The organism is Erythrobacter sp. LQ02-29 (assembly GCF_022576075.2).
Lineage (GTDB): Bacteria > Pseudomonadota > Alphaproteobacteria > Sphingomonadales > Sphingomonadaceae > Alteriqipengyuania.
This window is the reverse complement of record NZ_JANCNT010000001.1, coordinates 2,483,798-2,507,764: the sequence shown is the minus strand read 5'-3', so window position 1 is coordinate 2,507,764 and position 23,967 is coordinate 2,483,798. Positions and strand designations below refer to the sequence as shown.

Genomic DNA, 23,967 nt, shown 5'->3' with positions numbered 1-23,967 from the left:
GCGCCGCGATTGGCCGGTCCAACGCGCGTCCGGCGCGAAGGGGCGCTGGTCAGTCGCGCGCTGCCAGTGCCAATCTGCCCAGGGCAATGGCGCCGGTAATCCCCGCATCGTCACCCAGCTCCGGCGCGACCACGATGTCTGCCAGATCGCGATGATAATAGGCGAGGTATCCGGCCAGCGACTGCCGCGTGGCTTCGCGCAGGTCCTCGATCAGCCCCGGCGCCTTCATCACGCCGCCGCCGAAGATCATCACCTCCGGCATATGGAATTGCGCGATGGTCGCGGCGAGGTGGCCCAGATAGTCCGCTATCAGCCGCGTGGCTTCGGGGTCGGCAAGTTCGCTCAGATCCTTGCTCCAGCGGGCACGGATGGCGGGCCCACTGGCCAAACCTTCACAGCAGTCACCGTGATAGGTGCATATTCCCGAGAACGGGTCGCGCGCACGATCGCGCGGTGGCCGCAGGTGACCGGTTTCGTAGTGGCTGAGGCCAGCGGTCGGTCGCCCATCTTTCACCACGCCAGTTCCGATCCCGGTCCCGACCGTGGTGTAGGCGACGACGTTGTGCCCCCGACCCGCGCCCGCCATCGCTTCCCCCAGCGCAGCGCCGTTCACATCCGTGTCTATCGCCATGGGTACGCCGAACCGGGCGAGAGCCTGGGGGAAGCTTGCCCCCTGCCAACCGGGCTTCACGGTGGTCAGAAAGGTTCCGTAGTCCGGACGAGCTGGATCGATCCCGATCGGCCCGAAGCTCGCTATCCCGAAGGCTTCGATAGCGCCATGTTCCGCCGCCGCGCGCTCGAACCATTCGGCGCAGGCGGGCAGGGTGACGGATGGATGTCCAGTGTCGAGCCGGGTGCGTGCAAGGATCGTTCCATCCTCGCGGGCGATGGCGAGCACGAATTTCGTGCCGCCGGCCTCGATCGCAGCGATCAATCCCACTGGACCTTCCGATACAGGCTAGGATGCGGTCGTTCGCGAAGGCCCACAGGTCAGTCCGCCCGCCGCACGCGCCCGCAACGCGGGGTTTCGATCGATCCGTCCGCCAGATAGCGCTCGACCGCATCGACATCGATACCGCCCGATCCGACCGACTTACCGTCCGCGAAACCGGTGAACCCGTCTCCACCCGCGGCGAGGAAGTTGTTCACCGCCACGCGATAGGTGCGGTCCGGGGCGACCGTTTGACCATCGATCCGGAATGCCGTCACCCGGCTACCGATGGGTTGACCCGGCGTCACCAGATAGCTCGCATTCGCGGAAGGGACCAGCAGCGTGCCGCAGACCTTGCTCGCGTCCGCGTCGCAGAACTGGCTCTCAAGGGTAGCGGTCAGTTGCGCACCGGTCAGCTCGAGGATTTCGACCGAATTGCCGAAAGGCTGCATGGAGAAAATCTCGCCATATGTCAGCGTGCCATCCCCGGCAGCGTCGAAATTGGTGCGTACCCCGCCTGAATTGATGAAGGCCACGTCGGCTCCGTCCGTGGAGCCCGCCCTCGCCGAGAACAGTTGTGCATCGGCAATGAAATCCTCGGCCGCCCCGTCCATGCAATCGGCATCGCGTTCGGTACCGGTGCCTGCAGAAACCGTACCCACGGCCCGGTTGCCTACAGGACCGATCGCTGCCGCATATCGATCGACGATCGCGGCGACTTTCGCTTCCTTCGGCAGGTCTGCGGGAACGGGTATGTTCTTCGCGTCGATCGACACCACCCGCTTCGTCGCCGTGTCGAAACGAAGATCGATATCGGTAACGAAGGCGGCGTAGCGTCCGGCGCTGGTCAGCGTGCGGACCGTGCCGTCTGACGCCGTGATACGACAGGCATAGGCCTCGTGCGTGTGCCCCGAGACGACGAGTCCGATCGACGGATCGAGCCGGTCGGCGATGTCGACGATCGGTCCGGTGAGCCCTTTGCAGCCCTCGGTTTGAAACCGGTCCGTCACGTCGCCGCCCTGATGGATCAGCAGGACGATCGCGTCGGCACCCTGCGCCGTCAGCCCGGCGGCGAAGCGGTTGGCCGCCTCCGCCTCGTCCGTAAAGCGATAGCCCCGCGTGCCCTCGGCCGAGGTGAGGTTGCCCGTCTCCTTCAGCGTCAGACCGATGAAACCGATGCGGATATCGCCGAAACTGCGCATGGCGGAGCCGGGAAACAGCGTCCGGCCTTTATCGTCCACCGTGTTCCCGGCGAGGTAAGTAAAACCGGCACCGCCGAAGGGTTCGAGCGCGCAAGGCTGTCGTGCGGTATATTGTTCGCATCCGCCGGCCTGGATCCGTTGCAATTCGTTGATGGATCGGTCGAACTCGTGGTTGCCGACCGACGCGAGATCGAGCTTCATCGCGGTGAGCGCCTTCACGGTGGGCTCATCTAGATAGTATGCGGAAATCAGCGGGCTGGCACCGATCAGATCACCCGCAGCGACGGTGATCGTCTGCTTGTGACCTTGCCGTAGCTGTTCAAGCCGGGTCGCCATCTGCGCCCCGCCACCCAGCACGGTGTTCTGCTCCAAGCCATTAGCATCGCGATAGCGTAACGCGCTCTGCGGTGCCTCCAGATTGCCGTGGAAGTCGTTGAGGGCGAGCAGTTGGACGTCGGTGGTGGCAGACGTGTCGGTCGGTGCCACCGTGGCACAGGCGGCAAGGGTCAGCGCTGTCCCGGCAGCAACCAAGGCGCGAATGGGAAGAACGATACGTATCACCGACATGGTCTCATTGGCGCTCACAAGGGAAAGGGTATTTCCGCCCTACAGTCCCCTCGTCTTAGAACAAACAAAAACGGCGGCCTCCCGAGGGAAGCCGCCGTCTAGTGTCTCAAGCGATATCTTGGCGACGATTAGAAGCCGAAGATGAGCGAACCTACGATCGCGCGGGGCGGACCGATGTTCACGAACTCGCCCGACGTCGTCAGGCCCGTCGGCGCGGAACCAATATAGACCTTGTCGAACAGGTTGGTGACGTTGACCTGGAAGTAGGACTTGTCGAGGTCTTCGTTGAAGTAGCCGAGCGAGATGCGCGCATCCAGATCGGCAACGGTATAACCGGGGAGCTCGATCGTGTTGATGTCGTTCAGGAAACGCTCGCCGGTGCGCTTCACTTGGAAGCCGAGCTCGACCGGACCGAGGTTACCCTGAGCGCGTGCGCCGAGCGTGTACTTCGGCGCACCCGCTTCACGCTTTCCTTCGGTGGCTGCGAACGTGTTGGCACCGATCTGGACATCCTCGCCGATATCGGACTTCAGGTAGGAGCCGAACACATAGACGAGGAAGGCCTTCGAGGGCTGCCACGCAATGCTGCCGTCCACGCCGTACTTTTCGACCTTGCCCAGGTTACGGGTAACCGTGAGGTCGCGGATCGGATCGTACGCGGTTGCGAGGCGGTTCTTGTACCGGTTGTACCAACCGGTCAGCTGTGCCTGGATCTGCCCGCTCTGGAAGCGAACACCCAAATCGAAGGAGTCGGAGGTTTCCGGGATCGGAGCGACACCAGCAAACAGAGATCCATACAGAGCATCGGTGCCCGGAACCGACAGGTTCTTGGCATAGCTTGCGAAGACGCTCGCGTTAGGCGTGAACTCGTAGGTGAAGCCCACATTGGGCAAAATCTTGTCGTACTTGTAGGTTGCCGATACCGGTGCCACGAAACCCGTGTTCTGCGAGACGTAGTCTGCAATCGCGGCATCGCCGTTGATGCAGTTCACGTTACCGGAAGTATCGGTGGTGACGCAGTACTGGTTCAGCTTGCGCGTGAAGAACGGCGCACGGACACCCAGCGTAGCGGTGAGCCCACCGAACTGGCCGCGATACTCGCCAGAAACCTGGTTGAGGATCGCGAACGACTTCCGGTTGCGCTTTTGCGGCGCAATTCCGTTGGCATCCAGCACCGGATCATTGATCGGGAATACGTCCTCGGGCTCCGCATTGGGGAGCAGGAAGCCCGCATAGCCCGTCTGACGGTGCCGCGCGTGGTCCAGCGTATAAGCAACGCGGAACCGCTGATCGGGATTGATCTCGTAAATAAGGTTCGCGATGACCCCATAGCGGTTGGTTCGCGTTTGGCTGGGCGACAGAATGTTTACGTAGTCGAGCGTATCACCATCGCCGTTCAGATCGGTCCCGCCAAAGTAATAATACTGGGTGGAACGGTCGTTCCGTTGCGGGTTGCGCGGATCGGTACGGTAAATAGCGCCTGTGAAGCCATCGGGAGAAAGTCCCTCATAGCCGATCGAGGTCCCACCGCCGTTGGCCTTCACGTACTGAAAGCTCGGATCTACGGTCAGGGTCAACTTGTCGCCCAGCGTGAAGCGCGAGTTACCGCGAATGTTGCCGGTATTCGACGGGTTATAGCGGCGTTCGAACGGCGTGCCGCAGGTGTTGTATCCGTCCTGAACGCCGGTTTGACCGATCACCACTTGGCACGGAGTGCCGTCGCTTACATCGTAGAACCGATCCTCGGGATCCTGGATCGGGCTCGGCTCGCCGGTATAGCGGTAGGTCGAACCATTGAAGTTGTTGCGGTTTTCATTGTAGTGACCCGCGATCGACACGAAGTCTCCGTCGAGACCGATCGGCTGGAAAACCTTCGCATTGAACTGCTGCTTGTCCACACCGCCATAATTGGAAAACACGGAATCGTTCTGCGTCTTCGATCCGGTGAAGTAAGCCTTCAGGCCGCCGGGCGTCAGTTCGCCGGTTTCGACTTTCGCGAAGAAGCGATACATCATGCGGTCGCCGGGATTTCCGCGCGCGATGATGTTGCCGTAGCTCAGCGAAGTGAGGACGCCGAACTCGTCGTCCGGAACTTTCGAGCGGATATTGATCGTGCCACCGGCTGCGGCGGCAGTCGGGCTATCCACGTCGGTCGAACCAAGAGTGACGGTCGCATACTCGATGATTTCGGGATCGAGCATCTGGTTGGTGTAAAGCGCGTAGTTGCCGGAGTCGTTGAGCGGCACGCCGTCGAAAGTCTGCGAAATACGATCCGAGGAGAAGCCACGGATCGTGAAGCTGCCACCAAGCGAGCCGAACGGGTCGTTATTGGTGAAGCTGACACCCGGGACCAGGTTTAGCGTATCGTTGATGGTCTGCCCAGGCGTCTGACGGCGGATGATCTCTTCGCCAAGCTGCACCTTCGCTTTCGGCGTATCGGGAATGTCGACGCCGCCGACATCGGACTGCCGAACGCCAGTCACGATGATTTCTTCACCTTCGAAGTCGGTTGAGCCTGTCGACTGGGCGGCGGCGGGGGTCGCGATCGCGGCGCCCAGACCAACCACCGAGGTGGCGATCAGCAGTCTATATTTCATGAGAAGTTCCCTCTGTCATCGGAGCAATAACTTGCTTCAGGATCCCGTCCGTTTTCTTGTCTGGGGGCCCAATGACGATCCTCCGTGAAGGAGCAAGGTCATTTATGCGACAGTCCAGTGACAGTCTTTCCGAAGCGGCTATCGAACCTGGAGAGAGGGCGGTTAAACGCTATAAAACAAAGACTTACAATGTGTGCTTTACCTGCAACAGTTCCCGACTAATTCAGGTAAAATCCTTCCTTATGCCAGCTTGATCTCGCGCAGCCGCTGCATCAGGAACTCGTGCGCGGTGATTGGGGCCGATGCCGATTCTTCTTCGTCGGGGGAAACGCACGCGGCCAGCGGTTCGATCACGAAGTCGGGTCGGAAATGGAGAAAGAAGGGCATCGAATACCGTGCCCGCCGCGCGGCATCCCCGCTCGGGTTGACGACGCGGTGCGTTGTCGAGCGCAGCCGTCCGTTCGTGAGCCGCTCTAGCATGTCCCCGATATTGACCGCGAGTGCGCCCGGGGGCGGTGATACGGGCAGCCATTCACCCTTCCTGCTCAGCAGTTCGAGCCCGGCTTCCTCCGCACCCAGCAGCAGTGTGATCGTATTGATATCGCCGTGGGCCGCCGCCCGGATCGCGCCATCTGGAGCATCTTCGGGCAGGGGAGGATAGCGCAGCAGGCGCATCACCGAGTTGCCGTCCTCCACGGTGGCAGCGAAATAATTCCGCTCCAGCCCGAGATGGATGGCGATCGCCTCCAGGATACGCGCGCCGGTTTCCTCGAACGCGGAATAGAGTTCCTCGAACGTCTGCTCGAAGCCGTCGATCTCGTGCGGCCAGACATTGGGGGCCATGAATTCGGCAAGCTCGTGCCCTTCCGGCAAGGTGCGACCGACGTGCCAGAATTCCTTCAGGTCAAAGACTTCAGCATCCTTGGCCTGCTCGGTCCCGAACGGCGTATAGCCGCGCGCGCCGCCGCCACCGGGGATATGATAGGCGCGCTTGGTGTCCTCGGGCAGGGCGAAGAACGCCTTCGCCTTCTCCTCCGCGCGGTCGATCAGATCCTGCGAAATGCCGTGATCGCGCACCACCGCGAAACCGTATTCCGCGAAGCTTTGACCGAGCTCGTCGGCGAGATCTTCGAGGGGGCGGGCGAGGGAAACGGAGGCAATGTCGATCATGCTGCTCAATCTAATACGGCAGGAAGAGCCCCGCCAGTGCGGCACTCATCAGGTTGGCGAGGCTCCCCGCGGCCAGAGCGCGAAGCCCCAGCCGGGCTATTACCGGGCGCTGGTTCGGGGCGAGGCCGCCCGTCACCGCCATCTGGATCGCGATCGAGGAGAAGTTGGCGAAGCCGCACAGTGCGAAGGTCACGATCGCGCGGCTCCGATCGGTCAGCAGTGTGGCATCCGGCCCGGTCAGTTCGATGAAGGCGACGAATTCGTTGAGCACGATCTTTGTTCCGAACAGCCCGCCGGCAGTTCCGGCCTGGTCCCACGGCACGCCGATAAGAAACATCACCGGCGAGAAAACCCAGCCGAGCACCATTTGGAACGATAGCGCCGGATAGCCGAACAGTCCGCCCGCCCAGCCGAGCAGGCCATTGGCGAGAGCGACCAGGGCGACGAACGCCAGCACCATGGCACCGACCGCGACCGCCAGCTTCACCCCGGTTTGTGCGCCCTGCGCTGCGGCCTCGATGATGTTGGCGGGTTTCTGTCCGTCCTCGAACGTCTCCGCGACCTCGACCTCATGGGCCTTGCCGCCTTCGACCAGCGCGCCGGGCCCATCGGCGCTGATCCGCATGTCGGGCAGGGCGACTTCGCCCTCGGCCTCGGGGCTCGGTTCGCCATCGTCCGGCATGATGATCTTGGCCATCAGGATGCCGCCAGGGGCGGACATGAAAGCGGCCGCGAGCAGGAAGGGGAGGTAATCCGGACCGAGCAGGCCGGCATAGGCGGCGAGGATCGTGCCGGCGACACCCGCCATCCCCACGCTCATCAGCGTGAACAGGCGGCTGGGCGCGAGTCCGGCCAGATAGGGGCGGACCACCAGCGGGCTTTCCGACTGGCCGACGAAGATGTTCGCCGCCGCGCCCAGCGATTCCACCCGGCTGATCCCGGTGATCCACCCAATCGCCCCTCCGACCCAGCGCACGACCCGTTGCATGATGCCAAGGTGATAGAGAATGGAAACGAGCGCCGCAAAGAACACGATCACGGGCAGCGCGCCGAGGGCAAACGTGTTGGCGAGCGGATTGTCCGCGCCGAAGAGAAACGCGGTGCCTTCGTTCGCGTAGGAGAGCAGCGCCGCGACACCGTCCGACATGCCGCGGATGACGCGCCGTCCGATGTCGGTTGCCAGCACCAGGAACGCCATCAGCGCCTGCAGGGCGAAGGCGGCACCCACCACGCGCAGCTGAATGCGCTTCTTACCCGTCGACAGCAGGAACGCGATCAACAGGATCGCCAGAATGCCGACGAGGCTCATAAGGATCGGGGGCATGCGGGAGCTGGCTCTTCGTGAACGTAGAAGTCAGACCGTTCCTTCGCGCGGCACGCGACGCTAGTCAAATCCCCAGCGCGTTGTTTGCCCCCGCTTTCCTTTTACGGGACCGCGCCATAAGCATCCGCCGATGGAAACCGTAGCCCCACCCGCCACTTCGCCGATACCGCGCGGCCTGTTCGTCCTGACCCTGCTGTACGGCGGGATGACGGTGCTGGCAGGCGTACTCGGCTTCAAACAAGTCGCGATCGGCCCGCTGATCGTGGAGGCCGGCATATTCTCGTTCCTGCTGCTGGTGGTGATTTCGAGCACCATCGCGCAGCTTTACGGCGATCGCACCGCGAACCGGCTGGTGCTGTGGGGCTTCGTTCCACTGGCGGTGTCAGTGTGCCTGATCGGGCTGGTGCTGTTTCTGCCGGTGTCGCCCGATATGCCGGCGGCGAATCTGAACGCATTCGAGACGGTGCTGTCGCAGACACCGCGAATCATGGCGGCCGGCCCCGTGGCATACGGCGTCTCCTTGTTTCTCAACGTGTGGATTTTCTCGCGTCTGCGGGGGGGCGGGGACAGCAAGACGACAGGGCTGATGATCCGGGGAGCCATCGCCTCCGCACTCAGCCAAGCGATCGATTCGGTCATCTTCATCACGCTCGCCTTTTATGGCGAATTCCCGATCCACGACCTGCTGATCGGGCAGATCATCGCCAAGGTTACGCTCAGTTTCGTTCTTGTGCCTTTTCTGATCACGGGCGGCGTGGCGCTGGCGCGGCGGCTCGACGCTACGGCACGCTGACCCCCGCAGCCGCGTCTTTCGCCGGGGCAAAAAATCCTCGGCTGCCCCGCTCTGGACAGGGCGAGCGCGCCCGTTAGACCCAGGCCCGAACATCACAGCCAAGCGGGGAGAACATCATGGCCGAGCGCGCAGGATTGACCATTGCGGACGAACTGGTCGATTTCGTCGAGGACGAGGTGCTGCCGCCGCTGGCGATCGAGACCCCGGCCTTCTGGCAGGGCATGGCGGATATCTTCGCCAATTTCGCGCCGCGCACCCGCGACCTCCTCGCCAGGCGCGAGGAACTGCAGACGCAGATCGATCGCTGGCATGTCGAACATCGCGACAGTCCGATCGATGGCGAAGAATACACCGGTTTCCTGCGTGAGATCGGCTATCTCGTCGACGAGCCCGAGCCGTTCGCGATCGACCCCCACAACGTCGATGCCGAGCTGGCGACCATCGCGGGACCGCAGCTGGTCGTGCCGATCCTGAACGCGCGGTTTCTGCTGAATGCCGCCAATGCGCGGTGGGGCAGTCTTTACGATGCGCTGTACGGCACCGACGCGATCCCCGGCGAACCGCAGGGCAAGGGCTACGATGCCGACCGCGGTGCGCAGGTAATCGCATGGGGACGCGATTTTCTCGACCGAACAGTTCCGCTGGCCGAAGGAAGCTGGGCGGACTGGGACGGCGGGGAATTCAACCTGGCCAATGCCGACCAGCTCGCGGGCCATGCGGGCGGTAATCCGCTGCTGGTCCATAACGGCCTGCATATCGAGATAGTGATCGATCGCGATCATCCGGTGGGGCGCGACGACACGGCAGGCGTTGCCGACATCGTGCTGGAGGCGGCGGTGTCCACCATTTGCGACTGCGAGGATTCGGTCGCGGCGATAGATGCCGAGGACAAAGTCCTGGCCTATCGCAACTGGCTCGGCCTGATGCGCGGCAATCTCGAGGAGACGTTCGAGAAAGGCGGGGAGGCCATGACTCGCCGTCTCGAACCGGATCGCCGCTATACCACGCCGAACGGCAGCGAACGCACGCTGCACGGGCGAAGCCTGTTGCTGGTGCGCAATGTCGGCCATCTGATGACGACCCCCGCGGTGCAATTGCCCGACGGGACCGAGGCCCCCGAAGGCATTCTCGACGCGATCATGACCTCCGCCATCGGAGCGCACGACGTTCGCGGCATGGGCAGGCTGACCAACAGCCGCGCAGGTTCGATCTATATCGTGAAGCCCAAGATGCACGGACCGGAGGAATGCTCACTGACCAACGATCTGTTCGACGCGGTGGAGGACCTGCTGGGTCTGGCGCGGCATACGATCAAGGTCGGCGTGATGGACGAGGAACGGCGCACGAGCGCCAATCTGGCGGCGTGCATCCATGCGGTGAAGGACCGGCTGATGTTCATCAACACAGGCTTCCTCGACCGCACGGGGGACGAGATCCACACCGCGATGCAAGCGGGCGCGATGGTGCGCAAGGGCGCGATGAAGAACCAGCCGTGGATCGCCGCGTACGAGGATCGGAACGTGCAGATCGGGCTTGCTTGCGGGCTGTCGGGCAGGGCGCAGATCGGCAAGGGTATGTGGGCGATGCCCGACCGCATGGCCGACATGCTGGCGACCAAGATCGGCCACCCGCAAACCGGTGCAAATTGCGCCTGGGTACCATCTCCTACCGCCGCGACGCTTCACGCGACGCATTACCATGCTGTGGATGTCTTCGCCCGTCAGGAAGAGCGCAAAGGGGAGGGCATCGCGCCGCTTTCGGATCTGCTCACGATCCCGCTGGCAGAGGGGCGAAACTGGGCGCCCGACGAGGTCCGCGAGGAGCTGGAGAACAACGCGCAGGGCATTCTGGGCTACGTCGTGCGCTGGGTCGATCAGGGCGTGGGCTGTTCCAAGGTCCCCGATATAAACGATATCGGACTGATGGAAGATCGGGCGACGCTGCGTATTTCCAGTCAACATATCGCCAACTGGCTCTTGCATGGTGTCACTACACCCGAAGAAGTCGAAACGGTTCTGCGCCGGATGGCGGAGAAGGTCGATGCCCAGAATGCGAGCGATCCGGCCTATCATCCGATGGCGCCCGATCCCGACGCATCGCTCGCATTCCAGGCGGCACGCGCGCTAGTGTTCGAAGGCGTAGAGCAGCCAAGCGGTTATACCGAGCCGTTGCTCCATCGCTATCGCGCACGGGTGAAGAACGAGGATTGAGCGCGGAACGTAACATTTCGCAAGTGCAGCATTGAACCGCGCGGCGTTATCGTTATGGCCGCTGCGATGGCGCACCGCACAGAGCTCTCTCCGCCCCCCGCGCTGGCTTCTTTCGAGACGCCAGCGCTGTTTCTCGATTTCGACGGTACACTGGTGGATATTGCCGACGAACCGGATGCGATCGTGGTGCCCGACGACCTAGCCGATTTCCTCGTTGATCTAGACGAGCGGTTCGGTGGCCGCGTGGCGATCGTCACCGGTCGCTCACGCGAAGATATCGAAAGACATCTGGGCGGGGTGCCCGTCTGCATGGCGGGCTCGCACGGCGCGGCGATCTTCGCCGCCGACGGTACGGCTGTCGGCGATCCTGCCCTTATGATCCCGGACGAGGCCAAGGAGCGCATGAAGGCCTTCGCGACCTCACAGGGGCTGCTTTTCGAGGACAAGCCCCATGGCGCCGGCCTTCACTACCGGGCGAAGCCGGAGATGATCGACGCGTGCGTCGCCTTTGCCGAGGAACTGGCGGAGGAACATGGTCTGGCGGTGAAGCGGGGCAAGCAGGTGATAGAACTGGTCGTACCGGGGGCGGATAAAGGCAGCGCCGTCAAGCGGCTGCTCGAAGGCGCGCCGTTCGCGGGCGCGACACCGATCTTCCTGGGCGACGACGTCACGGACGAGGATGGTTTCGCTGCATGCGCGAAACATGGCGGGTTCGGCATTCTGGTCGGCGAGCAAAAAGAGACCGCCGCACGCTACCATATCGAAGACGTGGAGAAAGTTCGTCGATGGCTAACGGCATGAATCGCTCGCTGGAACTGTGGCCGATCGGCAATTGCCAGGTCAGCGGCCTGATCGACGCGCACGGCGCGCTCGTCTGGGGCTGCGTCCCGCGCGTCGACGGCGATCCGGTGTTTTGCTCCCTACTCAACGGCGACCGAGAGGACGAGGGCGTCTGGCGTGTCGAGCTGGAGGGGCAGGTTTCGGCGACGCAGGAATACCGCCGCAACACTCCGATCCTGGTCACGCGGCTGGAAGCTGAGGACGGCAGCGCAGTCGAAGTCCATGATTTCTGCCCGCGCTTCGAACGATCCGGTCGAATGTACCGACCGGTGGCCTATTGCCGCATCGTTCGACCGGTGGCGGGCAGCCCGCGCATGCGGATGGTGCTTACCCCGATGCGCGATTATGGCACCGACCTTTCCGCGCATACCAGTGGGACGAACCATATCCGCTATCTGGTTGGCACGCAGGCGATGCGGCTCAGCACCGATGCGCCGGTCGGTTATCTGCTCGAACAGCGCTATTTCCGCGTCGAGAGCGACCAGCATTTCTTCCTCGGTCCAGACGAGCCGTTCGGCGGAAACCTGCGCAGCGAAATGCGTCGCATGGAGGCACAGACGCAGCGCTACTGGATGCACTGGGTGCGCGGCCTCCACGTTCCGCTCGATTGGCAGACCGATGTCATCCGCAGCGCCATCGCCCTGAAACTGTGCCAGCACGAGGAAACAGGTGCTATCGTCGCCGCGCTGACCACCTCGATCCCCGAGGCCCCTGGCAGCGAGCGCAACTGGGACTATCGCTTCTGCTGGATCCGGGATTCCTACTACACCGTCCAGGCGCTCAACCGCTTGGGTGCACTGGACGTGATGGAGAAATACCTCACCTATCTGCGCAACATCGTCGACCAGGCAAAGGGCGGACACGTCCAGCCGCTCTATTCCGTCATGGGCGACGGGGAGCTGGAAGAAGGCGTCGCCGATAAGCTCGCCGGCTATCGCGGCATGGGTCCGGTGCGGGTGGGCAATGCCGCCTACAAGCAGGTGCAGCACGACGCCTACGGCCAGATCGTGCTGCCAACCGCGCAAGGCTTCTTCGACACCCGCCTATTGCGCATGTGCGACGAGGGCGACTTCGCCAGCCTCGAACAGGTGGGCGAGATGGCGTGGAAGATGCACGATCAGCCTGACGCCGGCTTGTGGGAATTCCGCACCCGGCAGGAAGTGCACACCTATTCCGCAATCATGAGCTGGGCGGCTTGCGATCGGCTGGCCAATGTCGCCGACCGTCTCGGCAAAACCGATCGTCATGACCTGTGGGCCGAGCGCGCGGCTTCGATCCGCGCCCTGATCGAGGAGCGCGCGTGGGAGGCGGATGACGAAAGCGGGGAGGGCCATTACAAGGCCAGCTTCGAAACCGACTATCTCGATGCCAGCCTGTTGCAGATGATCGACCTGCGTTTTCTCAAGCCGGACGATTGCCGGTTCCGCTCCACCTTCGCCGCGATCGAGCGCGATCTGCGGCGCGGCGCGAACATGCTGCGATACGCGCACGAGGACGATTTCGGCGCGCCCGAGACTGCGTTCAATGTCTGTACCTTCTGGCTGATCGAGGCGCTCCATGTCGCCGGTCGTACGGAAGAAGCCCGCGAACTCTTCACCGCGATACTGGGACAGCGCACCGCGTCCGGTTTGCTGAGCGAGGACCTCGACTGGGAGACGGGCGAGCTGTGGGGGAACTTCCCCCAGACCTATTCGCTAGTGGGTATCATCAACTGTGCCGGCTTGTTGTCCCGGCCGTGGAGCGAAATCAGATGACATCCAGCCGATGAGCCGCCTTATCGTGATCTCCAACCGGGTCGCCGTGCCTAAGGCGCGCGGCGCGGCTGGTGCGCAGGGCGGTCTGGCCGGGGCGCTCAATTCGGCGCTGAAGAAGCACAAGGGCGTGTGGTTCGGCTGGTCCGGCGAAACCAGCGACAAGGCCGACGGCACTATCCACATGCAGCGCAGCGACGACGGAGTCACGACCGCGACCATCGATCTGCTGCCGCGCGATCTCGACGAATATTACAACGGCTATGCCAATGCCACGTTGTGGCCGCTGTTCCACTATCGTATCGATCTGACCAAGTACGAGCGGGAGACCGCCAAGGGTTACGAGCGCGTCAATCAGCGCTTCGCCGATAGCGTGGTCCCGCTGATCGAGGACGACGATCTCGTCTGGGTGCACGACTATCATCTGTTGCCGCTGGCGGACCGGCTGCGCGAGCGCGGGTTGAACAATCGGATCGGTTTCTTCCTCCACACGCCATGGCCGCCGACTCGGCTGTTCGTTTCCCTCCCGTTCCACGAGCGGCTGGTGAAGACCATGCTCGCTTACGACCTCATCGGTTTCCAGACCGAGGAATGGCGCGAGAGCTTCCTGCATTATTGCCGCAAGGAATTGCAGGCGGAGGTGAACGAGGAAACGGGCCGGATCGTTTACGACGGCAGCGAAACCATCGCGCGCGCCTACCCCATCGGTATCGACTGGGACCATTTTCAGGAGCAGGGCGCGACCGGCGAGGCGCGGCAGGCGGCCCAGCGGCTGCTTTCCTCGACCCGGCGCCGTATTGCCATGATCGGGGTCGACCGGCTCGACTATTCGAAGGGCCTACCCGAGAGGATCGATGGGATCGGCCGCTTCTTCGACCAGAATCCGGACAAGGTGCGCGACCTGGTCTATATCCAGATCGCACCACCCAGCCGCGAGGATGTGGAAAGCTATCAGCAGATCCGCGCCACGCTGGAACAGAAGACCGGGCAGATTAACGGCGCCCGGTCCGAAGTGGATGTCGTACCGATCCGCTACGTCAACCGCGGCTATTCGCATGCCGAGCTGTTCGGTTTCTTCAGCGCCGCCAAGATCGGCTTGGTCACCCCGCTGCGCGACGGGATGAACCTGGTGGCGAAGGAATATATTGCCGCACAGAACCCGGACGATCCGGGGGTGCTGATCCTGTCGCGCTTCGCCGGGGCGGCGGCGCAGTTGCAGGATGCGGTGCTGGTCAACCCGCACAGTCCCGACGATCTGAGCCATGCGATCGCCAAGGCGCTCGACATGCAGCTGCCCGAGCGCAAGGAACGCTACGAGAATCTGATCCGCACCGTACGCGAGGATAACGTTCAGGGCTGGACCGAGAACTACGTCCGGGATCTCGAAGCGGTCGAGCGGTGAGCGCCGGGCGACTGCTCGCCCTGGAGCACGTTCACAATTTTCGCGACTACGGCGGCTATGCGGTTCCGCATGGTCAACTGAGGCGCGGCGTTCTGTTTCGCTCCGGCCATCACGCCGATGCGAGCGGTTCGGATCTCGATATCATCGGCGATCTCGGCCTGGTCCATGTGCTCGACCTGCGCGGCAATGGTGAGCGTGAGCGCTATCCCAACCCGGCCGTGTCGGGTTTTGCAGGCGAGGTAATATATTACGATGGCGAGACCGCCGGGCTCGCTCCCCATGCCGAGGCGGCCGACGGAACGCTGACCGAGGCCGACGCGCACCGGGCCATGGAGCGGCTGTACGCCCACCTACCTCAGCGTACCGCGCTGCTGTGGACATTGCGCCGGTATTACGCGGCGCTGGCAAAGGGCGAAGGCGCGAGCCTGGTCCATTGCCACGCGGGCAAGGACCGCACCGGAATGGCGGTGGCGCTGCTCCACCATGTGCTGGGCGTCCACCCCGACGACATCATGGAGGATTATCTTCTTACCAACTCGGCGGGCGATTCCGAGGCGCGGATCGCACATGGCGCGGTCGCGATCCGGGAGCGCTACGGCGCGGCGTCGGACGAGGCGGTGCGGGCGTTGATGGGCGTACGCGCGAATTATCTCGAAGCCGCATGGCGCGCGCTGGAAGAGAGCCACGGATCGGTCGACGCGTTTCTTGCCGCCGAACTGGGCGTCGACGAGACGCTGCGCGAGCGGCTGCGCTTGCATCTGGTGGAAAGCTCGCCCACCTGAACTGGACCCCCGGTGCCTTGCGCGCGAAGAGGGGCTGCAATTCTCAGGCTTACGGACGATACCATCATGGCTACCCACCGCACGAAGATGCTCATCATCGGCTCCGGCCCCGCCGGCTATAGCGCCGCGATCTACGGCGCGCGCGCGATGATGGAACCGATCGTGGTGCAGGGCCTGCAACCGGGCGGTCAGCTGACCATCACCACCGATGTGGAGAACTATCCCGGCTTCAAGGACGTGATCCAGGGCCCCTGGCTGATGCAGGAGATGCAGGCGCAGGCCGAACATGTCGGCACGCGAATGATGTGGGACACCATCGTCGAGGTCGATCTGGCGGGCGGCAGCCCGTTCCGCGCGGTCGGCGACAGCGGCGACGAGTATATCGGCGACGTGCTGGTCATCGCGACGGGAGCGCAGGCCAAATGGCTTGGCGTTCCGGGCGAGCAGGAGCTGGGCGGGAAGGGCGTCTCGGCCTGCGCGACCTGCGACGGGTTCTTCTTCCGCGGCAAGAAGGTAGCGGTGATTGGTGGCGGCAACACCGCCGTCGAGGAAGCGCTGTACCTCACCAACCATTCCGACGACGTCACCCTCATCCACCGCCGTGACGACTTGCGGGCCGAGCGCATCCTGCAGGAGCGATTGTTCAAGTCGGACAAGATTTCGACCCTTTGGAACAAGACCGTCGAGCGGTTCGAGGCGGGGGAGAACGGGGCGCTGAGCCATCTGGTTCTGAAGGACACGCAGACCGGCGAGGAGAGCGAGCTGATCGTGGACGGTGCATTCGTCGCGATCGGCCATGCCCCCGCGACCGAGCTGTTCGCGGGCAAGCTGCCCATGGACGATAACGGCTATCTGCTGGTCGAGCCGGGCACGCCCAAGACCGAGATCCCCGGCGTCTTCGCCGCCGGCGACGTGATGGACCACACCTATCGCCAGGCGGTGACCGCCGCCGGCACCGGTTGCATGGCGGCGCTCGATGCCGAACGCTTCCTCGCCACCCTCGAATTCGCCGAGGAAGAGGCGGCCGAAGCGGCGGAGTAACCCGCAGCCCTCAGAACACCGCGATCGCCGCGTGCACGATCAGCGCGATCAGCACCAGGCTCGAAAGCGAGAACAGCACGAACCGGACCATCACCTTGTTCGCGGTGACCTGCACCAGCGAGTGCGCCACGCGCAGGCCGACATAGATCCACGCGAACAGCGCGTTGAGCCCATCGCCCTGGCCGACCAGAGCGAGCACCAGCACCACCGCATAGAATACGGTAGGTGCCTCATGCAGATGGTTGTAATTGTGCGCTTTCCACTGAACCTCCGGTGGAAGCTTGCGATCGAGCGACTGATCGGGATCGCGTACCGACTGGTCCGGATCGATCTTCATGCGGCTCATTGCGGGAATGCGCGTCGCATACATCCACGCCCACATCACCATGGTCCAGATCATCAGCGCGACGGCGGGCTGGAGGATTGCCATACCGATCATGCGACCACTCCCGGATCGAAGAACAGGGTCGCATATACCGCCCGGACGGCGAGATAGAGCAGGGCCAGCGAGGAGATGAAGAACAGCAGGAAACGGGTCGAAACCACGTTCACCGTCGCCTGCCAGATCGAATGGACGATCCGCACGCCGACATAGATCCATGCGGCCAGCACATCGACACCGTTGGCGCCCATCAGCGCCAGGATGATAACCGCCGGATAGAAGATGGTGGGCTGTTCCATTAGGTGCGAGTAATTGTGCGCCTTCCAGTTGACCCGGTCGGGGATGACGCCTTCCAGGTTCTGACCGCGACCACCGGGAGGCGCTTTCTCAAGCCCGCCGCCCGACACCTTCTTCATGGCGGGCAGGCGTGTTCCGGCCATCCAGCCCAGCATCACCAGGGACCACAGGATCAGCACCGCCGCCGGTGCCAGGATTTGCGCTTGCATTACGTACCCACTCCCTCGTTGCGTTTGCCTTGGTGCAAGGCGCACCGCGCGATGTCAAACATCGGTGATCCTGCGCGTGAAGCTGTCCGCATCCGCAAGCCCGAGCCATGGCCGAAGTCCTACAGGATGGAACACATGGAACAGTGTCCTGGCGGCGAAAAAATCGCCGTGTTCCGCCGTGCCCATCATACGATCGGGAGGGAGTCGATGGCTGAACGGCACATCGCCCCAATCTGCCGCACAAAGGCTGCGTAGGAAAGCCCGCAAGGTGCGCGCCGCACCCGAGGATCGACTTGCGACGCCGAAGCGTTCGCCTATGTGGACGCACACGAAATAGGCGGTCCCTCGCGGCGGGCCGCATGCAATTGGACGATGGAGACGACATGGCGAAGGTTCTGGTGATCGGTGCGGGCGGGGTGAGTTCCGTCTGCGTGCACAAGATGGCGATGAATGCGGAAATCTTCTCCGACATCCACCTCGCCAGCCGCACGAAGTCCAAATGCGACTCCATCGCCGCGAGTGTGCAGGAGCGCACCGGGCAAACCGTCTCGACCTACGAGATCGACGCCGAGGAAGTGCCCGCGATGGTCAACCTCATCCGCAAGATCGAACCGAGCCTGGTGGTCAATCTGGCGCTGCCATACCAGGACCTGCCGATCATGGACGCCTGCCTGGAAGCGGGCGTCGCCTATCTCGACACCGCGAATTACGAGCCGAAGGACGAGGCGAAGTTCGAGTACAAGTGGCAATGGGCCTATCACGACCGCTTCAAGGATGCCGGCCTGATGGCGCTGCTCGGGTCGGGCTTCGATCCCGGCGTGACCAGCGTGTTCACCATGTGGCTCAAGAAGCACAAGCTGAAGACCATCCGCCAGCTCGACATTCTCGACTGCAATGGCGGCGATCACGGGCAGGCGTTCGCGACCAATTTCAACCCGGAAATCAATATCCGCGAAGTGACCGCGCCCGCGCGCCACTGGGAGAACGGCGAGTTCGTCGAGACGCCTGCGATGGGCAGGAAAGTCGAATTCGACTTCGAGGCGGTCGGCCCCAAGAACACGTACATGATGTACCACGAGGAGCTGGAAAGCCTCGCCAGGTTCAATCCCGAGATGGAGCGCGCCCGCTTCTGGATGACCTTCGGCGACGAGTATATCAAGCATCTGACCGTGCTGCAGAATGTCGGCATGACCCGGATCGATCCGGTGAAATACCAGGGCCGCGAGATCATCCCGCTCCAGTTCCTTTCCGCCGTGCTGCCCAAGCCCGAAACGCTGGGCGAGACAACCAAGGGCAATACCAATATCGGCGTGATCGCGACCGGCGAGGCGCTCGACGGCAGCGGCGAGAAGACGTTCTACATCAACAACATCTGCAGCCACGAGAAGGCGTACGAGGAAACCGGCAACCAGGCGGTCAGCTACACCACCGGCGTCCCCGCCATGGTCGGCGCAGCAATGATGGTGCAGGACACCTGGACCGGCGAGGGCGTGTTCAACATGGAGGAATTCGACCCCGATCCGTTCCTAGACATGCTGGGCGAGAACGGCCTGCCCTGGGACGTGAAGGAACTGGACGGGCCCGTCGGGTTCTGACGCATGAAGATCGCCGCCACCACGATCGAGGCCGTTGAGGGCGACATCGTGACGATGCACTTCGACGCGATCGTCAACGCGGCGAATTCCTCTCTCCTGGGCGGCGGCGGTGTCGACGGTGCTATCCATCGCGCGGCGGGACCAGAGCTGCTCCGTGAATGCCGTCATCTGGGCGGTTGCGAGACCGGTCAGGCGAAAGTCACCAAGGGCTATAGCCTGCCCGCCGACCATGTCATCCACACGGTCGGCCCGGTCTGGCGCGGCGGCGATAGCGGCGAGCCGGAGCAGCTGGCGAGCTGTTATCGGGAATCGCTCACCCGCGCGGCCGAGGTCGGCGCGCGCTCCGTTGGCATTCCGGCCATATCGACCGGTATCTACGGCTATCCGCTGGACCGCGCAGCGCAGGTCGCCGTTAAGACGGTGAGGGAAATGGTGGCTGATCATCCCGGCGCCTTCGACCGCATCGCTCTGGTGTGCTTCGACGACAAGACATCGGCTGTCTTCGCGAATGCGCTGAGGAGTTCGAGGTGAGCCCGAAATTTGCGCTGCTGGCGCCGATCGGCCTGCTGGCGCTGTCGAACATCGTGATGAACACCGCCTGGTACGCACATCTCAAGGCTCCCGGCCGCGCGCTGTGGATCGCGGTGCTGGCGAGCTGGGGGCTGGCGTTCTTCGAATATGCGCTTGCCGTCCCCGCCAACCGGATTGGGGCGCAGGCTTATTCGCTCGCGCAGCTCAAGACGATTACCGAGGTGTTCTCCCTGACCGGCTTCGTTATCGTCGCCTGGGCGCTGTTCGGGGAACGGCCGAATTGGAACACCGGGGTCGGCTTCCTGCTGGTCGCAGCCGGGGCCTATTTCATCTTCAAGGGACCTTTCAAATAATGGAAACGAGAGCCGGCGATCCGGGCGCCTTTGCCGATTTCGACCTGTCGCGCGTCGACAGCCCCGCCTTCGTGGTCGATGCTGCGAAGCTGCGCGCGAACTGCCGCGTGCTGGCCGACATTCGCGACGCGGCGGAGATCAAGATGCTGTCCGCGCTCAAGGCGTTCAGCATGTGGAGCGCCGCCCCGATCCTGGGCGAATATCTCGATGGCGTGTGCACCAGCGGGCTATGGGAGGCGCGGCTCGCCTCGGAGTTCTACGACGGGGAGATCAGCACCTATTGCGCGGCCTACAAGCCGGAGGATCTGGAGGAGGTCTGCCGCCTGTCGGATCACGTCATCTTCAATTCGCCGCAGCAGATCGTGCGGGCCAGCGCGATCCTGGAGCAGGCCAGGCTGACCGGCGGCGATTTTGATGTCGGCCTCCGCATCAATCCGCAGGTGCCGACGGGCGAGGTGCCGCGCTACGATCCGTCGAGCCCCGGTTCGCGCCTCGGCTTTCCCATCGACCAGCTCGAGCCGGAAATGATGGAGGGGATCGACGGCATCCATTTCCACAATCTGTGCGAGCAGGATTTCGAGCCGCTGGCGCGCACTTGGGACAAAGTGTTCGATGCGATCGAGCCATGGTTCGGCCAGCTCAAATGGATCAACATGGGCGGTGGGCACCACATCACCCGCGCCGATTACCAGCGCGACGAGCTGATCGCGTTCCTGCGCGACGCGAAGGACGATACCGAGGCGGAAATCTATCTCGAACCGGGGGAGGCCGTCGCGCTCGATGCGGGCATCCTGGTCGGCACGATCCTCGACACGGGCGTCAACGAGGTGCCGTTCGCGATCACCGACATTTCCGCTACCTGCCACATGCCCGACGTGATCGAGGCGCCCTATCGTCCCGCCATGCTGGGCGAGGTGGCGGGCGGCGAATCGCCGGTGCGGCTGGGCGGGCCGTCCTGTCTCGCAGGGGACGTGATCGGCGATTATTCGCTCCCGTTGCCCAGCGAGGCGGGGCAGCGCATCGCCTTCCTCGACCAGGCGCATTATTCGATGGTGAAGACCAACACCTTCAACGGCGTGCCGCTGCCCGGCATCTGGCTGTGGGACAGCGAGACCGACGTGCTGGATCAGGTCAAAAGCTTCGGATACGAGGATTTCCGCAATCGGCTGAGCTGACGGTTCGGCGTTCGCCGCGCACCGCGGGCCGCGCGAACCGGGAACTTCGCGGGGCCTTCGCGCATAGGTTTCGCAAAGCCGAAAGGTCGCCACATCTCGCACATGGATTTTCATTTGCGATTAATCGCAGAGCCCCTATATGCGCGCCTCCGCTGCCCCAAGGGGACTCTAGACAACCGCAAGGCAGCCTTGTCTGAAACGAACCGTTTTGGGGGTCCCTTGAATTGCTCCATCATCCTGACGCCCGGTCTGTAGTTCGCGCGCTCGCGCCGGACGCACCCGTTATTCTGCTCCGTCCGCACGCCGCGGCGCGCGCGGCGCGTTTCTTCGTCGAGAAGTTCCGCGGGCGCTCGCTCTATGCGGTGAAGGCCAATCCCTCGCCCGCGCTGCTGCGCGTGCTGTGGGATGCCGGCGTGACCCATTACGACGTCGCCTCCATCGCCGAAGTGCGGCTGGTGCGCGAGACGCTGCCGCAGGCGGAGCTGTGCTTCATGCACCCCGTGAAGTCACGCAACGCGATCGCCGAGGCCTATCACGTCCATGGTTGCCGGACCTTCAGCCTCGACACGCCCGAGGAGCTGGAGAAGATCGTCGCCGCGTGCCGCAAGGATGACGGTAGCCCGGCGAAGGATCTGAAGCTGCTGGTGCGCCTGCGCGTTTCCAGCGAGTTCTCCGAGCTGTCGCTGGCCTCGAAATTCGGTTGCGACCTGACCGAGGCGCCCGCGCTGCTCGCCGCGACGCGCCAGCATTGCGACTGGCTGGGCGTGTGCTTCCACGTCGGTAGTCAGGCGATGACGCCGTTCGCCTACGTCCAGGCGCTGGAGCGCGCCCGCGCCGCGATCGTCGCGGCATCGGTGCTGATCGACATCGTCGATGTGGGCGGTGGCTTCCCGAGCGTCTATCCGGGCATGGAGCCTCCGCCGCTGGAGGATTATTTCGACGTGATCTTTCGCGCCGCCGAATCGCTGCCCGTCTCCTATTCGAGCGAGCTGTGGTGCGAGCCCGGCCGGGCGCTGAGCGCTGAATTCTCCTCGCTGGTGGTCAAGGTGGAGAAGCGTCGCGGTAACGAGCTCTATATCAACGACGGTGCCTATGGCGCGCTGTACGACGCGGCGCATGTCGGGTGGAACTTCCCGGTGCGCGCGCTGAAGGACGGTGCGGACACCGCGACGATGGCGGACTATTCGTTCTACGGGCCGACCTGCGACGATGCCGACTACATGGAAGGGCCGTTCGCGCTGCCCGAGGACATCGCGCCCGGCGACTATATCGAGATTGGGATGTTGGGCGCATACGGCGCGGCGATGAAGACCGCGTTCAACGGCTTCGACGCGGTCGAGTGCGTGACCGTGACCGACGAGCCGATGGCGAGCCTCTACGACGGTAGCCGGACCCGGCCTGCCGCCGACAACGTGGTCAGCCTGCGATAGGACCAGGGCTGGCGGAGGGGGAAGCGCTTTCCCGATCCGCCGCCTCCTGCGCCCGCCATTGGGCGATGCGCATCGTGGTATACCGGCGGAGCAGTTCGACCCGGCGCGGGCGGAAGCTCCGTTCGCCCCGCGCGAGCCGTTCGATCCGCGCGACTTCGAACGTGCGGTAATCCTCTCGCAGCAGGCACCAGCCGACGATCATCAGCGTCGTCGGGCTATAGGACATGCCGAGCGGCAGGATCTCGCGTTCGCTGCGGTTGCCCTGCCGGTCGCGATAGGCGATCGTCACGCTCGTTTCCTCCCAGCAGCATTGTCGCAGCAGATCGACATCGACGGCGATCGCCGCGCGCTCTTCCATCGGTCGCCAGGACCGCATGATCGCGTGCATGGCCTGACGAGCCTGCCGGTCGGGCAGGCTGGCGATGATGCGCGTCATGGCGTCGCGCCCGGCGGCGGCGAGACGTTCGTCGCCCAGCTGCTCCAGATTGCCCACGGCCAGCATCAGCGCCTCGGTCTCCAGGCGCGAGAAGCTTTGTGGAGGGAGCGCCGGATCCTCCGTCAGGGTATAGCCGTAGCCCGCAACGCCATCGATCAGCGCGCCGCCCGCGCGAAGTGTGGCGATGTCGCGATAGAGCTGGCGCGGCGAGATTTCGGTTTCCGCCGCCAGCCTCTCCGCAGTGACGGGCGCGGGCAGCCGCCGCAGCGCGTCCAGCAATCGCATCAACCTGTCCTGGCGCGCCATCAGCCTCTCCTGCCGCAATCTGTCAGCAGGGTGGAGCTATCCCATTCGAACCGGAATCGAAAGGAGAACCCCATGCCCGTGCTTTATCATTCACCCCAGACGCGTTCCGACACGGTGGTCGATCTGGTTCGCCTGTTGAGAGCCAATGTCGAATTGCGCGAGGTCACGATCGTTCGTCAGGATGGATCGGGCGGACCGGACCCGGAAAACCCGCACCCGGAAAAGAAAGTCCCCTTCCTGGTCGACGGGGCCGAGCAGGTTCGGGAAAGGGGCGCGATCATGCTCTACCTTACCGACGCCTATCCGCAGCAGAAGCTGGGACCCCTGGCAGGCGAGCCGGGCCGGGGCGCGTATCTGTCTTGGCTCTCTTACTATCAGGGGGTGATGGAACCGCTGATCGTCATGCGGTGGGCGGGCCTGTCGCATCCAGCGATCGAAGCGACCTTTCGCGACGAGGCGACGATGCTGGAGCGGCTGGCCGAGCCGCTGCGTGAGGGGCCGTATCTGCTGGGCGAGCGGTTTAGCGCTGCCGACCTCCTATGCGCATCCCCGTTTCGGTGGTTCAGCGACCTGTTGCCGGACGAGCCTTTGATCCGCGAGTGGGTGAAACGGTGCGCGAAGGAGAGCGCCCAAGGGTAGAGGG

General features: G+C 63.6%; 21 protein-coding genes. 13 read left to right on the top strand and 8 right to left on the bottom strand.

All coding sequences use genetic code 11. The features are described from left to right. Positions 1–49 precede the first annotated feature (49 nt). From MKP08_RS12325 to MKP08_RS12305, 5 genes are all read right to left on the bottom strand, one after another. Positions 50–940, bottom strand: coding sequence for an ROK family protein (locus MKP08_RS12325; RefSeq protein ID WP_241554077.1), 891 nt, complete (start codon positions 938–940; stop codon positions 50–52). Between the two features lie 50 nt (positions 941–990). Then, complete coding sequence (locus MKP08_RS12320) at positions 991–2,700, bottom strand: bifunctional UDP-sugar hydrolase/5'-nucleotidase (protein ID WP_241554076.1); 1,710 nt, start codon at positions 2,698–2,700, stop codon at positions 991–993. A 128-nt stretch (positions 2,701–2,828) separates the two neighbouring features. Continuing rightward, a complete protein-coding gene (locus MKP08_RS12315; protein WP_241554075.1) occupies positions 2,829–5,297 on the bottom strand; it encodes a TonB-dependent receptor in 2,469 nt (822 codons plus the stop codon). A 240-nt stretch (positions 5,298–5,537) separates the two neighbouring features. Continuing rightward, the gene (locus MKP08_RS12310) at positions 5,538–6,467 is read right to left on the bottom strand and encodes an isopenicillin N synthase family oxygenase (protein ID WP_241554074.1); all 930 of its coding nucleotides are present in this window, start codon (positions 6,465–6,467) and stop codon (positions 5,538–5,540) included. A 10-nt stretch (positions 6,468–6,477) separates the two neighbouring features. After that, complete coding sequence (locus tag MKP08_RS12305) at positions 6,478–7,791, bottom strand: NupC/NupG family nucleoside CNT transporter (protein ID WP_215227927.1); 1,314 nt, start codon at positions 7,789–7,791, stop codon at positions 6,478–6,480. Between the two features lie 130 nt (positions 7,792–7,921). On the opposite strand from MKP08_RS12305, the gene MKP08_RS12300 reads away from it, so the two are divergent. The 7 genes from MKP08_RS12300 to trxB all read left to right on the top strand — a co-directional run bounded on the left by MKP08_RS12300 (position 7,922) and on the right by trxB (position 16,610). Then, complete coding sequence (locus tag MKP08_RS12300) at positions 7,922–8,584, top strand: queuosine precursor transporter (RefSeq protein ID WP_241554073.1); 663 nt, start codon at positions 7,922–7,924, stop codon at positions 8,582–8,584. A gap of 116 nt (positions 8,585–8,700) precedes the next feature. Beyond that, positions 8,701–10,794, top strand: coding sequence for a malate synthase G (locus MKP08_RS12295; protein WP_241554072.1), 2,094 nt, complete (start codon positions 8,701–8,703; stop codon positions 10,792–10,794). A gap of 66 nt (positions 10,795–10,860) precedes the next feature. Then, a complete protein-coding gene (gene otsB / locus MKP08_RS12290) occupies positions 10,861–11,595 on the top strand; it encodes a trehalose-phosphatase (RefSeq protein ID WP_241554071.1) in 735 nt (244 codons plus the stop codon). Then, positions 11,592–13,388, top strand: coding sequence for a glycoside hydrolase family 15 protein (locus MKP08_RS12285; RefSeq protein WP_241554070.1), 1,797 nt, complete (start codon positions 11,592–11,594; stop codon positions 13,386–13,388). Before otsB ends, MKP08_RS12285 begins: the two co-directional genes overlap by 4 nt. A 10-nt stretch (positions 13,389–13,398) precedes the next feature. After that, positions 13,399–14,787: a trehalose-6-phosphate synthase gene (locus MKP08_RS12280; RefSeq protein ID WP_215227932.1), complete on the top strand. Its 1,389-nt coding sequence runs from the start codon at positions 13,399–13,401 to the stop codon at positions 14,785–14,787. Next, positions 14,784–15,569, top strand: a complete 786-nt coding sequence (locus tag MKP08_RS12275) for a tyrosine-protein phosphatase (RefSeq protein WP_241554069.1) — start codon at positions 14,784–14,786, stop codon at positions 15,567–15,569. The genes MKP08_RS12280 and MKP08_RS12275 overlap by 4 nt, the downstream gene beginning before the upstream one ends. 66 nt (positions 15,570–15,635) lie before the next feature. After that, complete coding sequence (gene trxB, locus MKP08_RS12270; protein WP_241554068.1) at positions 15,636–16,610, top strand: thioredoxin-disulfide reductase; 975 nt, start codon at positions 15,636–15,638, stop codon at positions 16,608–16,610. A 10-nt stretch (positions 16,611–16,620) separates the two neighbouring features. Here trxB and MKP08_RS12265 read toward each other — a convergent pair whose 3' ends face one another. Both MKP08_RS12265 and MKP08_RS12260 read right to left on the bottom strand, forming a co-directional pair. Beyond that, positions 16,621–17,049: an MAPEG family protein gene (locus tag MKP08_RS12265; protein ID WP_215227935.1), complete on the bottom strand. Its 429-nt coding sequence runs from the start codon at positions 17,047–17,049 to the stop codon at positions 16,621–16,623. Further along, positions 17,046–17,498 (bottom strand): MAPEG family protein, encoded by a 453-nt coding sequence (locus MKP08_RS12260; protein WP_215227936.1) that lies wholly within the window; start codon positions 17,496–17,498, stop codon positions 17,046–17,048. Before MKP08_RS12260 ends, MKP08_RS12265 begins: the two co-directional genes overlap by 4 nt. Before the next feature lie 383 nt (positions 17,499–17,881). Between MKP08_RS12260 and MKP08_RS12255 the strand changes: the two genes are divergently transcribed. The 5 genes from MKP08_RS12255 to MKP08_RS12235 all read left to right on the top strand — a co-directional run bounded on the left by MKP08_RS12255 (position 17,882) and on the right by MKP08_RS12235 (position 22,582). Then, complete coding sequence (locus MKP08_RS12255) at positions 17,882–19,093, top strand: saccharopine dehydrogenase family protein (RefSeq protein ID WP_241555602.1); 1,212 nt, start codon at positions 17,882–17,884, stop codon at positions 19,091–19,093. 3 nt (positions 19,094–19,096) lie between these two features. Then, positions 19,097–19,624 carry an O-acetyl-ADP-ribose deacetylase gene (locus MKP08_RS12250; RefSeq protein ID WP_241554067.1) on the top strand — a complete coding sequence of 176 codons (528 nt, stop codon included), beginning with the start codon at positions 19,097–19,099 and terminating at the stop codon, positions 19,622–19,624. Beyond that, a complete protein-coding gene (locus MKP08_RS12245; RefSeq protein WP_241554066.1) occupies positions 19,621–19,977 on the top strand; it encodes a DMT family protein in 357 nt (118 codons plus the stop codon). The genes MKP08_RS12250 and MKP08_RS12245 overlap by 4 nt, the downstream gene beginning before the upstream one ends. Next, positions 19,977–21,152, top strand: a complete 1,176-nt coding sequence (locus MKP08_RS12240; RefSeq protein ID WP_241554065.1) for a carboxynorspermidine decarboxylase — start codon at positions 19,977–19,979, stop codon at positions 21,150–21,152. The genes MKP08_RS12245 and MKP08_RS12240 overlap by 1 nt, the downstream gene beginning before the upstream one ends. 224 nt (positions 21,153–21,376) lie before the next feature. Continuing rightward, positions 21,377–22,582 (top strand): type III PLP-dependent enzyme, encoded by a 1,206-nt coding sequence (locus MKP08_RS12235; protein ID WP_215227940.1) that lies wholly within the window; start codon positions 21,377–21,379, stop codon positions 22,580–22,582. On the opposite strand, the gene MKP08_RS12230 is transcribed toward MKP08_RS12235, so the two are convergent. After that, positions 22,569–23,324, bottom strand: a complete 756-nt coding sequence (locus MKP08_RS12230) for a YafY family protein (RefSeq protein WP_241554064.1) — start codon at positions 23,322–23,324, stop codon at positions 22,569–22,571. The two genes, MKP08_RS12235 and MKP08_RS12230, sit on opposite strands and share 14 nt — an antisense overlap. Positions 23,325–23,396: 72 nt before the next feature. Between MKP08_RS12230 and MKP08_RS12225 the strand changes: the two genes are divergently transcribed. Further along, the gene (locus tag MKP08_RS12225; RefSeq protein ID WP_241554063.1) at positions 23,397–23,963 is read left to right on the top strand and encodes a glutathione S-transferase family protein; all 567 of its coding nucleotides are present in this window, start codon (positions 23,397–23,399) and stop codon (positions 23,961–23,963) included. Positions 23,964–23,967: the final 4 nt, after the last annotated feature.